General features: G+C 72.7%; 12 protein-coding genes and 1 pseudogene. 7 read left to right on the forward strand and 6 right to left on the reverse strand.

Annotated elements, in window-relative coordinates:
* Positions 1 to 125, reverse strand: a pseudogene (locus ACFWPS_RS50700) (esterase); the annotation flags it as partial.
* Between the two features lie 346 nt (positions 126 to 471).
* Between ACFWPS_RS50700 and ACFWPS_RS50705 the strand changes: the two are divergent.
* From ACFWPS_RS50705 to ACFWPS_RS50725, 5 genes are all read left to right on the forward strand, one after another.
* Positions 472 to 2343 carry an amidohydrolase gene (locus ACFWPS_RS50705; RefSeq protein WP_383720436.1) on the forward strand — a complete coding sequence of 624 codons (1872 nt, stop codon included), beginning with the start codon at positions 472 to 474 and terminating at the stop codon, positions 2341 to 2343.
* A 90-nt stretch (positions 2344 to 2433) separates the two neighbouring features.
* The gene (locus ACFWPS_RS50710; RefSeq protein WP_383720383.1) at positions 2434 to 3096 is read left to right on the forward strand and encodes a hydrolase; all 663 of its coding nucleotides are present in this window, start codon (positions 2434 to 2436) and stop codon (positions 3094 to 3096) included.
* A gap of 48 nt (positions 3097 to 3144) precedes the next feature.
* Complete coding sequence (locus ACFWPS_RS50715; protein ID WP_383720386.1) at positions 3145 to 3669, forward strand: DoxX family protein; 525 nt, start codon at positions 3145 to 3147, stop codon at positions 3667 to 3669.
* Entirely contained in the window at positions 3650 to 4390 is a 741-nt protein-coding gene (locus tag ACFWPS_RS50720; protein ID WP_383720388.1) for a YoaK family protein, read from the forward strand. The genes ACFWPS_RS50715 and ACFWPS_RS50720 overlap by 20 nt, the downstream gene beginning before the upstream one ends.
* On the forward strand, positions 4387 to 5997 hold the full coding sequence (locus ACFWPS_RS50725; protein ID WP_383720390.1) for an MFS transporter: 1611 nt from the start codon (positions 4387 to 4389) through the stop codon (positions 5995 to 5997). The genes ACFWPS_RS50720 and ACFWPS_RS50725 overlap by 4 nt, the downstream gene beginning before the upstream one ends.
* Positions 5998 to 6158: 161 nt before the next feature.
* Here the strand turns inward: ACFWPS_RS50725 and ACFWPS_RS50730 are convergent, their stop codons facing one another.
* Positions 6159 to 6806 (reverse strand): FMN reductase, encoded by a 648-nt coding sequence (locus ACFWPS_RS50730; RefSeq protein WP_383720392.1) that lies wholly within the window; start codon positions 6804 to 6806, stop codon positions 6159 to 6161.
* The gene (locus ACFWPS_RS50735) at positions 6803 to 7891 is read right to left on the reverse strand and encodes an LLM class flavin-dependent oxidoreductase (protein WP_383720394.1); all 1089 of its coding nucleotides are present in this window, start codon (positions 7889 to 7891) and stop codon (positions 6803 to 6805) included. The genes ACFWPS_RS50730 and ACFWPS_RS50735 overlap by 4 nt, the downstream gene beginning before the upstream one ends.
* A gap of 206 nt (positions 7892 to 8097) precedes the next feature.
* Between ACFWPS_RS50735 and ACFWPS_RS50740 the strand changes: the two genes are divergently transcribed.
* Both ACFWPS_RS50740 and ACFWPS_RS50745 read left to right on the forward strand, forming a co-directional pair.
* Positions 8098 to 9060, forward strand: a complete 963-nt coding sequence (locus ACFWPS_RS50740; protein ID WP_383720397.1) for a hypothetical protein — start codon at positions 8098 to 8100, stop codon at positions 9058 to 9060.
* A gap of 42 nt (positions 9061 to 9102) precedes the next feature.
* Positions 9103 to 9606 carry a MaoC family dehydratase gene (locus ACFWPS_RS50745; RefSeq protein WP_383720399.1) on the forward strand — a complete coding sequence of 168 codons (504 nt, stop codon included), beginning with the start codon at positions 9103 to 9105 and terminating at the stop codon, positions 9604 to 9606.
* A gap of 59 nt (positions 9607 to 9665) precedes the next feature.
* Here ACFWPS_RS50745 and ACFWPS_RS50750 read toward each other — a convergent pair whose 3' ends face one another.
* The 3 genes from ACFWPS_RS50750 to ACFWPS_RS50760 form a co-directional block, all read right to left on the reverse strand.
* Complete coding sequence (locus tag ACFWPS_RS50750) at positions 9666 to 10583, reverse strand: glyoxalase (RefSeq protein WP_383720402.1); 918 nt, start codon at positions 10581 to 10583, stop codon at positions 9666 to 9668.
* 110 nt (positions 10584 to 10693) lie between these two features.
* Entirely contained in the window at positions 10694 to 11662 is a 969-nt protein-coding gene (locus ACFWPS_RS50755) for a helix-turn-helix domain-containing protein (RefSeq protein WP_383720404.1), read from the reverse strand.
* Positions 11656 to 12684 (reverse strand): helix-turn-helix domain-containing protein, encoded by a 1029-nt coding sequence (locus ACFWPS_RS50760; RefSeq protein WP_383720406.1) that lies wholly within the window; start codon positions 12682 to 12684, stop codon positions 11656 to 11658. The genes ACFWPS_RS50755 and ACFWPS_RS50760 overlap by 7 nt, the downstream gene beginning before the upstream one ends.
* Positions 12685 to 12751 lie beyond the last annotated feature (67 nt).

Here is a 12751-nt window from a genome sequence, read left to right on the forward strand (position 1 = left end):
TCGACGGCCTTGCGGCCGTCCGCCGGGGCGAGGTCGAACAGGTAGGGCGGGTTCGCGGTGGCCTCGACGAAGGCCTGGGCGGCGGGCTCCAGCACCGGCTTGACGGGCGTGAAGGCTTCGGACATGCAAGTCTCCTGGAATTGCGTGGGGCACACCGGCCGATTCCGGCGCCGATGCGGCCCACCGTAGGAGCGCTGTGCGCCGGGTTGTTGCCTCCGAGCGCACTTCTGGCGGCCCAGCAGCGCACGTGCGAACGCGGTGCACTGCGGGGCCGGCGCGGCGATGCACCGCCAGGGCCCGTGCTGCGGTGCACTGCGGGGCCGGTGCGAGTGCGCGCACGGGACATACCGCGGCGGGTACCGGACCTAGCGTGACGGCTCGGCGGTCGCGGTTCGCCGCTGACTCGACGGCGAGCACGGACCCCGGCACCGCAATTCCCATCTCGGAGAGGGTCCCGCAAGCGTGTCCTCAATGCCGGTCGGCGGTCTGGTTCCTCAGGCCGTCGACGATCCCGCAGAGCTCGTCGTCCGCAACGCGAAAATCCACACCGGCGACCCGAACCGCCCGCACGCGGGGGCGATCGCCGTCCGGGACGGCGTGGTCACGGTCGTCGGCGACGACAAGGACGTGGCCCCGCACATCGGTTCGGCCACCAAAGTCGTGGACGCGCTCGGGCGGCGGGTGATCCCGGGGCTCAACGACGCCCATCTGCACGTGATCCGCGGCGGGCTCAACTACGTGCTGGAGCTGCGCTGGGACGGCGTGCCCACGTTGCGCCAGGGCCTGGCGATGCTGCGCGAGCAGGCCGCCCGTACCCCGAAGGGCCAGTGGGTGCGGGTGGTGGGCGGCTGGTCGGCCGAGCAGTTCGCGGAACGGCGGCTGCCGACCGTCGCCGAGCTGAACGCGGCCGCCCCGGACACCCCTGTGTTCGTCCTGCACCTCTACCAGTCCGCCGTCCTCAACCGGGCCGCGCTGAAGGCCGCCGGATTCGACAAGGACACCCCCGACCCCAGGGGCGGCCAGATCGTGCGCGGCCGGGACGGGGAGCCGACGGGCATGCTGCTGGCCGCGCCCAGCGCCCTGATCCTCTACTCGACGCTGGCCAGGGCGCCGGTGCTGGACGAGGAGCACCGGAAGTCCTCGACCCGGCATTTCCTGCGCGAGCTGAACCGCTTCGGGCTGACGTCGGCGATCGACGCGGCCGGCGGCTTCCAGAACTTCCCCGAGAACTACAGCACCGTCATCGAACTGGCCGAGGCCGGTGAGCTGTCGCTGCGCATCGCCTATCACCTCTTCCCGCAGACCGCGGGCCAGGAGGTGGCCGACCTCACCCGCTGGATCGAGATGGCGGACCACGGCGACGGCGACGCGTGGCTGCGCCTCAACGGCGCGGGCGAGAACCTCACCTGGGCGGCGGCAGACTTCGAGAACTTCAACCAGCCGCGTCCCGAACACGACGACTACGAGCCCGAGTTCGAGAAGGCGGTGCGTCTTCTCATGGAGAACGGCTGGGGGTTCCGGCTGCACGCCACGTACGACGAGACCATCCGCCGGGATCTCGCGGTCTTCGAGAAGCTGGCCGCCGAGGGCCTCTTCCCGGCCGGGAACCGGTGGTTGTTCGACCACGCGGAGACCGTGTCGGCGGAGAGCCTCGACCGCGTGGCCGCGCTCGGCGGTGCGATGTCCGTGCAGAACCGGCTGTCCTTCCAGGGCGAGGCCTTCCTGCGCCGCTACGGCCCCGGTGCCGCGGCCGACGCCCCGCCGATCCGGGAGATGCTGGACCGCGGGCTGACCGTGGCCGCCGGCACCGACGCCACCCGGGTCTCCACCTACAACCCGTGGGTCGCCCTGCACTGGCTGATCAGCGGGCGCAACGTCGGCGACCTCGTACTCCGCCCCCCGTCCAACCGGGTCGACCGGCAGACCGCCCTGCGCATGTTCACCCGGGCCGGCGCCGAGCTGACGGGTGAGCAAGGGGTCAAGGGAATCCTGCGCCCGGGCTTCTTCGCGGACCTCGCGATCCTCTCCGACGACTACTTCACCGTGCCCGAACCGGAGATCGCCCACATCGAGTCGCTGCTCACGGTCACCGGCGGCCGGATCGTCTACGCCGCCGGCGAGTACGAGGGTCTCGACGAGGAGCTGCCGGCCATCACCCCCGACTGGAGCCCGGTGGCGCACTTCGGCGGCTATCAGGCGGCCCCGCGCGGCCTGGCGGGCGTACGCCAGGCGGAGGCGCTGGGCGAGGCCGTCGCCGAGTCCGAACTGCACCGCGTCTGGCGGGTCCGGCGCGGCCTGATCCCGGACGGCGCCGCCACGCCGTCCGACCCCTGCTTCCTCTGAGACTCCCGGACTCCCGGAAGGAGGACGGCACTTGAACCTCCTCCTTCGGTTCGCCATCCCACCCTTGTTCACTGAGAAAGGTTCTTCGTCATGGTCGACATCGCCCAGGTGACCGCTGCCCCCGGCCCCGGCCTCCTCACCCCCGACAACTGCGCCGTGCTGTTCGTCGACCACCAGCCGCAGATGTTCTTCGGCACCGCCAGCGGCGACCGCACCGCGATCATCAACTCCACCCTGGGCCTGGCCAAGGCCGCCAAGGCGTTCGGCGTGCCGGTCGTGCTGAGCACCGTGGCCGCCGAGTCCTTCTCCGGCCCGATCATGCCGCAGCTCGCGGACGTCTTCCCCGGCCAGGAGATCATCGACCGCACCACGATGAACGCCTGGGAGGACGCGGCGTTCGTCGAGGCCGTCAAGGCGACCGGCCGCCAGAAGCTCGTCATAGCCGGTCTGTGGACCGAGGTGTGCGTGGTCCTGCCGGCGCTCTCGGCCGTCGCCCAGGGTTACGAGGTCTACGTCGTCGCCGACGCGTCCGGCGGTGTCACCCCGCAGGCCCACGAGCACGCCGTGCAGCGCATGGTCCAGGGCGGCGCCGTGCCGGTCACCTGGGTCCAGGTGCTCCTGGAACTCCAGCGCGACTGGGCCCGCACGGAGACGTACCAGGCGGTCACGAACGTGGTCAAGGAGCACGGCGGCGCCTACGGCCTCGGCCTGGTCTACGCCCAGACCATGATCGGCGCCCACGCGGCCGGCTGAGCAGACGTCACGTCCCGAGTCAGGAACAGGCAGGAAGAACAGGAAGAAATGGACGCTGGACTGCTGGTCCTCCGGCTGCTGGCGGGACTCCTCATCGCCGGCCACGGAGTGCAGAAGGTGAGCTTCCGCCTCGGGGGCAACGGCTTGGCGGGCGGAACGGAGGAGTTCCGGCACGACGGTTTCCGCGGCGGCCGGCTGACCGCGGTCGTCGCGGGCGGCAGCCAGATCGGCGCCGGCCTGTTCCTGGCCGCCGGGCTGCTCACGCCGCTGGCGGCGATGGCCGCGATGGGCGTGATGACGGTCGCCGGGACGGTCAAGTGGCGCAAGGGCCTGTGGGTGCAGAACGACGGGTACGAGTATCCGCTGGTCCTCGTCGTCATCTCGGTGTCCCTGGCTCTCACCGGGCCCGGCCGGTGGTCCGTCGACCACGCGCTGGGCCTCACCCCGTGGCCGCTGTGGCTCGTCCTCGCGGTGATCGTGCTCGGTCCCACGAGCGGACTGCTCACCCGCGCGGTGCTGCACCGCACCCCCACCGCACCGGAAGGAGCTCCCCGTGCGCAGGCTGCTGACTGACGCGCTCCACACGCTGGCACCGCCCCCGGACGACCGCCACGGCCCGCTGCCTCCCCTGCTGCTGACGCTGACGGTGGTCACCGGGCTGGTGGACGCGGTGAGTTACCTGTCCCTGGGGCATGTCTTCGTCGCCAACATGACCGGCAACGTGGTGTTCCTCGGCTTCGCGCTGGCGGGCGCCCCGAACCTGTCCGCGCTCGCCTCCGTCGCCGCACTGGCCGCGTTCCTCGTCGGCGCGCTGGCCGGCGGACGGCTGGGCACCCGGTTCGCCACGCACCGCGGGCATCTGCTGAAGAGAGCGACGGCCATGCAGACGGTCCTGGTCGCCGTCTCGGTGGCCGTCGCCGCGGCCACCGACGGTGAGGTCACCACCGGCGTCCAGTACTCGCTGATCGTGTCCCTCGGGCTCGGTATGGGTCTGCAGAACGCGGTCGCCCGGCGCCTCGGCGTTCCCGACATGACCACGACCGTGCTGACGCTGACCTTGACGGGCCTGGCCGCGGACTCCACCCCGGCGGGCGGTGCCGCGCCCCGGCCCGGCCGCCGGATCCTGTCCGTCCTGGCGATGCTGTTCGGCGCGTTCGCGGGGACCGAGCTCCTGCTCCACGGCCATCTGGTGCTCACCCTGGGCCTGACCCTGCTGCTCCTGGCCCTGACCTCCCTGGCCACGCACCGCCTGGCCGACGGCGACCCCGCCTGGACCCGGTCGGGAGCGGCATGAGCGGCGCCGCCACCGACTCCCCGTGGGCGCCCCTCGCGGCACGTGTCTTCCGGGCGCTGTGGATCGCACAGCTGGTCTCCAACATCGGCAGCTGGATGCAGACGGTCGGCGCCCAGTGGCTGCTCGTCGGGGACAGCGCCGCGCTGGTGACCCTCGTACAGACCGCGTCCAGCCTGCCCGTCGTCCTCCTTGCGCTGCCTTCCGGGGTGATCGCCGACCGGTTCGACCGGCGTGCGGTGCTGGTGACCGCGCAGTTCGCGATGCTCGCGGTGTCCGGGGTGCTGGCCGTGCTCGCGTTCCTGGACGCGCTCTCGCCGACGGCGCTGCTGCTCCTGACCTTCCTGCTGGGCTGCGGCACCGCGCTGATGGGCCCGGCCTGGCAGGCGATCCAGCCGGAGCTGGTGGAGCGGGAGCGGCTCGGTCAGGCGGCGGCCCTGGGCGCGGTCAACATGAACCTGGCCCGTGCCGTCGGTCCGGCGCTCGGCGGGGCGGTGGTCGCGGCGGCGGGCGCCGGCTGGGTCTTCGCCTTCAACGCCGCGTCCTACCTGGGTATCGCGGCCGTCCTGCTGCTGTGGCGGCGCCCCGCCGCGGCGGCCGCCCCGCCCGCCGGGAACGAGGGCCTGTTGGCCGCCCTGTACGCCGGCCGCCGCTACGTCTGGAACGCGCCCGGCGTCCGCCGGATCCTGCTGCGTACGCTCCTGTTCATCCCCGGCGGCGCCGCCCTGTGGGCCCTGCTGCCGCTGACCGCGAGCCGCTCCCTGGGACTCGGCTCGGGCGGCTACGGACTGCTCCTCGGAGCGGTGGGCATCGGCGCGGTCGGCGGCGCCTTCCTCCTCCCCCGCGCCCATCGCCTGCTCGGCGCCAACGGCACCCTCGGCGTCGGCGCCCTGGTGTTCGCCGCGGTGCTCGCGGTACTGGCCACGGTCCATGCGCCGTGGCTGGTCGCGCTCGCGCTGCTGCCCGCGGGCCTCGCCTGGATCGCCGTACTCTCCACGCTCAACGCGGCCGTACAGACCCGGCTCCCCGGCTGGGTAAGGGCCCGCGGCCTCGCCGTCTACCTGCTGGTCTTCCAGGGCGGTCAGGCGCTGGCCGCGCCCCTGTGGGGTGCGGTCGCCGACTGGCTCGGGCTGAGCGCCTGTCTGCTGATCGCCGGCGCCGCGATGCTGCTGAGCGCGGCCACCGTACGGCGGTGGCCGCTGCGCGACGCCGAGGGCATCAACCCCACGCCCTCCGACCACTGGCCGGCGCCGCCCCTGGTGTTCGCCCCCGGAGAGGCCGACGGCCCGGTCCTGGTCTCCGTCGTCTACCGCGTCCCGGCGGACCAGCGGGCCGAGTTCACGGACCGTATGCACCGGGTGGCCCGCTCCCGGCGCCGTACCGGAGCCCTGTCCTGGGGCCTCTACCAGGACGGCCACGACCCCGAACGCTTCGTCGAGAACTATCTGGTCTCCTCCTGGGCGGAGCACCAGGCCCAGCACCACGTCCGGCTCACGGCCACCGACCGCCGGTTCGAGGAGGAGGCCCGCGCCCTGCTCACCCCGGGCACCGCGCCCGAGGTGACCCATGCCTTCGACACCTCGGGCGGACCCGCGGTGGTGCCGCGCTGATCCCTCAAAGGCGTGGAATGTCGCGGAGGCCGGCCCGCGCCAGGTGGACCACGACGTCGCCCAGCGCGGGCCCCTCATGGGCGAAGGCCTCACGCAGCGCCCCGCGCACGTCGGCGGGCTTCGCGGCGTTGCCGCGTCACCTCACCTGGGACGGACGTGTCTCAGTCGAACCGCAGGTCGGACAGCTGCCGTTCGAGGGTGCTGATCTCGTCCCCGGGCTCCGGGTCCGCGGGCCGGGCGGCCATCAGAGCGCCCAGTTCGCCGCCCGCCCGGCGGATGCGCGCGGGCAGCCCCTCGGCGTACGCGTCGCCGCCGGTCCCCCAGTCCTCGGACGCCGCGTACACGCCGGTCGGTACGACGACGGCGCGCAGGTAGGCGAAGAGCGGACGCAGAGCGTGCTCCAGGACCAGGGAGTGCCGGGCCGTACCGCCCGTCGCGGCCACGAGGACCGGCCGGCCGGTGAGGGCGTCGGGGTCGATCAGATCGAAGAACGACTTGAACAACCCGCTGTACGAGGCGCTGAACACGGGGGTCACGACGATCAGGCCGTCGGCTCCGGTCACGGCGTCGACGGCGGCGGCCAGCGGGGGCGGCGGGAATCCGGTGACGAGGTTGTTGGCGATGGCGACGGCCAGTTCGCGCAGTTCGACGACGCGGCTCTCCACCTCGTGGCCCTGCGGCCCGAGTTCGCCGTGGACCGCCTCGGCCAGCCGGTCCGCGAGCAGGCGGGTGGAGGACGGGGTGCTCAGTCCCGCCGAGACGGCGACGAGCCGCACCGGGCGGCCTCCGGCTGGGGTGGTCGGACTCACGCAGCGGCCTCCTGCCGTGCGGCGGCGACCAGGGAGGCGTGGGTCGGGGCCGCGGGCACGTCCGCCGGCCGCCCGGCCGCGAACTCCTTGCGCAGGACGGGTACGACCTCCTCGCCCAGGATGTCGAGCTGCTCCAGCACGGTCTTCAGCGGCAGCCCGGCGTGGTCCATCAGGAACAGCTGCCGCTGGTAGTCGCCGACCGTCTCGCGGAAGGTCAGCGTCCGCTCGATGACCTGCTGGGGAGAACCGACGGTCAGCGGGGTCTGCTCGGTGAAGTCCTCCAGGGACGGCCCGTGCCCGTAGACGGGCGCGTTGTCGAAGTAGGGGCGGAACTCCCGTACCGCGTCCTGGGAGTTCTTCCGCATGAACACCTGGCCGCCGAGACCGACGATCGCCTCCTCGGGCCGGCCGTGGCCGTGGAAGGCGTACCGCCGCCGGTACAGCTGGACCATGCGCCGGGTGTGGTCGGCCGGCCAGAAGATGTTGTTGTGGAAGAAGCCGTCGCCGTGGATGGCCGCCTGCTCGGCCATCTCCGGGGACCGGATGGAGCCGTGCCAGACGAACGGCGGGACCCCGTCCAGCGGCCGCGGGGTGGAGGTGAACCCCTGGAGCGGGGTGCGGAAGGTCCCCTCCCAGTCGACGACGTCCTCGCGCCACAGGCGGCGCAGCAGTGCGTAGTTCTCCTTGGCGAGGTCGAGGCCCCGCCGGATGTCCTGCCCGAACCACGGGTAGACCGGCCCGGTGTTGCCGCGGCCCATCATCAGGTCCACCCGGCCGTCGGCCAGGTGCTGGAGCATCGCGTAGTCCTCGGCGATCTTCACCGGGTCGTTGGTGGTGATCAACGTCGTGGCCGTGGACAGGATCAGCTTCTCGGTCCGGGCGGCGATATGGCCGAGCATCGTGGTCGGGGAGGAGGGCACGAACGGCGGGTTGTGGTGCTCGCCGGTCGCGAAGACGTCGAGGCCGACCTCCTCCGCCTTGAGCGCGATGGCGACCATCGCCTTGATGCGTTCGTGCTCCGAGGGAGTACGTCCCGTGGTCGGGTCGGTCGTCACATCACCGACCGTGAAGATGCCGAATTGCATGGGTTTCTCTTTTTCCGGTTCCGGCGAGTCGCGTCGCGCAGGCGGGGGACGCGCCGAACGCTAGCCGTCACCCGCCCGGCCGCCATGACCGTGCGCGCACAGGAACGAACCCTCCAGCGCCCTGCCGCCGGACCCTGGCACGCTGCGGCGCGACCCCGTGCGCCACGGGGCATGTCGCCGGGCCGGGCGTGCCTACGGTCGGGGCCATGCAGTTTCGCAGAGTTCTTGCCGCCGCCGTGGTGGGTACCACGGCACTCGCCACCACGATCACGAGCACGGACGCGGCCCTCGCGGCCCGGCCGCCCCTCACCTCGGCGTCCTTCGTCGCCCACCTCGACCTCGCCGAGGGGCAGCAGCCCGAGAACCTCACCCTGCTTCCGGGCGGTGCCGCCGCGGTCACCTTCGCCTTCTCCCGCCAGGTCGCGGTGATCGAGCGAACCGGCGGGGTCCGTGTCCTCGCCACGCTTCCCGCGCCGGCGAAGGAGGCCCGGACCCCGGTACTCGGGTCACCGTTCCTCGGCGGCATCGTCCAAGGTCCCGACCGCACGCTCTACTTCCTCTACGCCACCGGAACCGACGACCTCACCGGCGTCTGGCGGCTGCGTCCCGGCGGCGGCCCGGAGCGCATCGCGGCGCTGCCCGCCGACGCGCTGCCCAACGGCCTGGCCCTCGACGGGTCGACCGGGCAGCTGTACGCCGCCGACTCGGTGCTCGGCAGGATCTGGCGGATACCCGCGACCGGCGGCACCCCCGAGGTGTGGGCGACCGGCTCCGCGCTCGCCCCGGCCGGCTTCCTGGGAGCCAACGGTGTCAAGGTGCACGACGGAGCCGTGTGGGTGAGCAACCTCGACCGCGGGACCCTGCTGCGCATCCCGCTCCGCCACGACGGCGCCCCGGGCGCCTTCCGCACCGCCGCGTCGGACCTGACCGGCGTCGACGACTTCGCGTTCACGGGCCACGGCGACCAGCTCCTCGCGGCGCTCAACGCCGGCAGCGAGGTGGCCCTGGTGTCCGGGAACGGCGGTCACACCGTCGTCCTCGACCACACCGACGGCCTGCAGAACCCCACTTCCGTCGCGGTCCGGGGAGACAAGGTGTACGTGGCCGACGCCGCCTACGTCACGCAGCAGGACCCCAACCTCCTCACCACCCGCCTCCGCTGCCCGTAGTCCCGCCGATCCGATCCGACACGACTCGACAGAGGACGTCCCATGAGCTCCCCCCAACCCGCCGCCAACGAGGCCGTGTTCGACCCCGAGCAGTTCCTCGTCGTCCCGGCCCGCACCTTCGACGAGCTGGAGGTCGGCGAGGTGTTCCGGGCCCCCAGCCGGACCCTGACCGACGCCCACGCGGCGGCGTTCCAGACCGTGTCCGCCGACAACCACCCGGTCCACTACGACGCCGAGTGGGCCCGCCGGCACGGCCACAGCGCCCCCGTGGTGCACGGCCTGCAGGTCCTCGCCTTCACCGCACCCGGCGCGACCCTGTTCCCGCACGTCATCGGTGAGGTCTTCGTCAGGTTCACGGAGCTGTCCTGCACCTTCACCGGCGAGGTGCACTCGGGGGACACCCTGTATCCGGCGCTGACCATCACCGCCCTCGAACCCACCGGGGACGGCAGCGCCACCGGAATCGTCACCACGGCGGCCACCGTGCACAACCAGCGAGGCGAACTCGTCCTGTCCGGACAGCACAAGTACCTGCTGCGCTGCTAGGCGCTCCTGGAAACGGCACGGGCGCACCGCCCCTCCGGCGGCGAGTCCCAGGGGGTTGATCAGTTGTCTCTGTCCTGGTGCAGTTCGGCCACGTAGCCGCCGGGGAACTGCACCATCGCGTTGCTGCGGCTCTTGCCGTCGTACGGGCCCCACAGCACCTGTGCGCCCGCCGCCTCGGCCTTGCGCAGGGTCGCGGTGAGGTCCTTGACCGGGTAGCCGGTGGTCTCCCGCCCGAACGGGTAGGGCAGGTGGCCGTCGGTGACGCTGACGACCGTGTCGCCGAACGGGGAGCGGAGGGCGATACGGCGGTAGGTGACCCCGGGCAGGCCGAGGTCGCCGCCGTCCGCCGTACGGTCGTCGGAGATGATCCGGCCGCCGGTGAACCGCAGGTAGGAGCGGAGGAAGGCGGTCGCCGAGTCCGGCGTCAGACAGACGCGGTTGTCGGGCACGGTCTCCAGGGGCGCGTACGACGGGGCCTTGGTGTGCCAGTACAGCTGGGCGTCGACCCCGCCCGGGAACTGGACGACCGCGTCCTTCCCGATCGGGTCGTCGAACGGCGCGACGACGATGTTCGCGCCGCTCTGCCGGGCAAGGCGGACACCGCGGTCGAAGTCGCTCATCAGCCAGCCCGTGCGTTCGGCGCCGAACGGGTAGGGAACGGGCGTCTTGAAGTCGAAGACGGAGAGGGTGCCGACGGGTGAGAGCACCAGTTCCGACTCGGTCTCGCTGGGCGTCGGCGTGACGTCCACGACGGCCTTCGTGGTGTGGGTCCCGCCGAAGGTCGCCAGCCAGCTGTCGACGAAGGCGTCCTCCTTGCCGGGGGTGACATAGACGTGGGTGGTGTCGTACTGGGGGCCGACCGCCGTGGTCGGGACCCGGGCGGCGCTGCTCCGGGCCGAGGAGGGGGCGCCGGAGCCCACCACGCTCAGCGCGACCAGCACCGCGGGGAGCGTCCATGCCATCGCCTTGCGCTTCATGCACATCCCTTTCTGCCGAAACCCGGTGATCGGGACGGTAGGCGGAGAGGGCGGGGGCGATCGTTCCGAGAGCGCCCGGGGTGCGGTCCGACAGGGAACAGGCGGCGCTGTCAGTCCGTCACGACCCTGCCCGCAGTGCTGCGCCACTGTGCCGGCGACATCCCGTACGTGTCACGGAAGGCCCGGCTGAAGTGGGAGGGACTGGTGAAGCCCCAGCGGGCGGCCACGGCGGCGATCGACCGGTGTGCGGCACCGGGCCGGGCCAGCTCCTCGTGGGCCGCCTCCAGCCGGCGGATGCGCACCCAGGCGCCCACGGTGGTGCCCTGGCGCTGGAAGAGCCGGTGCAGATAGCGCAGCGAGATGGCGTGCTGGTCGGCGATGTCCTGCGGGGCGAGCCCGGTTTCGCCGAGCCTGGTCCGGACGGACGCGGTGATGCGCTCCCACAGCGCCGACTCGGGCTGTCCGCCGATGCGTTCGAGGGCCACGGTGGCGAGGATGTCCGCGACGGTACGGGCGACCTGTTCGCGTCGGGGCAGGCCGGGCCGGGAGACCTCGTCGACGAGTCCGTCGAGCAGCGGCAGCAGCAGGCCCGCCGCTCCCCCGTCGGCCTCGTCGACCACGGTGGCCGTCAGGGCGTGCAGTTGCCGTTCCTCCAGGCGCAGCAGGGCACGGGGCACCATGAGGATCCGCGCCCGCTGCCGCGCGGGGAGCACGATCCGGAACGGGCGCCGGGCGTCGTGGAAGGCCAGGTCGCCGGGGCGGAGTTCGGCGGTGCGGCCGTCCTGGAACAGCAGGGCGGTGCCTTCCAGTTGGCGGCGGACCAGGATATGGGTGCGCGGGTCGGCGGCCACGGAGCTTGCGCACCGCAGCATCGTTCCGGGGCCGAACTCCTCGGTGGCGACCTGGAGGGCACCCAGGCGTTCGGCGGCCAGTTCGCCGGTCCACCGGCGGTCGTGCCGCACGGTGACCTCGACGTCCACGAAGGTCCGCGAGAGGGCGCGCTGCCAGGCGGCGAGGCGGTCGCCGGGTGCCAGGTCCCGGGTGGAGCAGGACACCCGTGGGGCGTGACCGGTCAGCACGGCACCCCGCCCGCCCGCACTCGGTCCAGCCAGTCCGTCGGCGACAGCCCGAAGGAATTGCGGAAGGCCTTGCCGAACCCGGCGGGGCTGGCGAACCCCCAGCGCCGGGCGACCTGGCCCAGGCTGACGGAACCCGGCGGCTGCGCGGCGAGTTCCCTGCGGCACTCCCGCAGACGCTGCTCGCGGATCCACCGGCTCACGGTGCTGCCCTCGGCCTCGAACAGCCGGTGCAGATAGCGGACCGAGATGCCGTGCACGCCGGCGATGACGGGCGGGGTCAGTCCGGGGTCCGACAGGTGCCAGCGGATGTACGTCTGGACGCGCAGCAACAGGACACCGTCGGCGCCCGGCAGTTCGGCGGGGTCCGCCTCCAGCTGGTCCGCCGCCGTGGCCGCCATCAGGTCGATGACGCTCTCGGCCAGCCGCTCGGCCGTCGGGGTCGGGTACGACTCGGAGGTGTCCGCCAGCCGCTCCAGCATCGGCGCCAGCAGGGCGGGGAGCCCGCCGTTCGGGCGTACCGCGCGGCCGGTGAGCTGCCGCAGGTCGGCCTCCGAAAGGTCCAGCAGCGGACGCGGGACCGCGAAGATCTTCAGCCGGAAGCGCTCCGGGAAGGTGGTGCGGAAAGGGCGGAGGGTCTCGAAGAACCCGATGTCACCGGCGCGCAACTCGGTGCTGCGGCCGTCCTGTTCGACCCGGGCGCGGCCGGTGCTCTGGAGGGCCACGAGGACCTCGCGCCCGTCGCCGCGGGCGATGAGGCGCGGCGCCCGGTGGACCTGCCCTGGATCGGCTTCCACCGTGGTGATCCGCAGGTCCCCGAGGCGGTCGGTGCGCAGGGTCGCGTCGTAGGTACGGCCTTCGGTGGCGATGTCCATCCCCACCAGAGTGTCGAACACGGCGTCGTGCCAGTACTCCAGGCTCTCGTCCGGGGGAACCGAGCGCGTGGTCAGCACCCTGGTCCGCCCGCTCGCCGAGCCGGTCGGACGCCGGCGTCTCTCCTCGTAGGAGTCGATCGCTGTTGGCATGCCGTCAGCCTGTCGCGGCGGCGCCGGTGGGCGCATCAGTCGGCCGACTGGTCCTCGGTCGTGCCGG

This window comes from Streptomyces sp. NPDC058457 (genome assembly GCF_042720695.1).
In the GTDB taxonomy this organism is placed as follows: Bacteria; Actinomycetota; Actinomycetes; order Streptomycetales; family Streptomycetaceae; genus Streptomyces.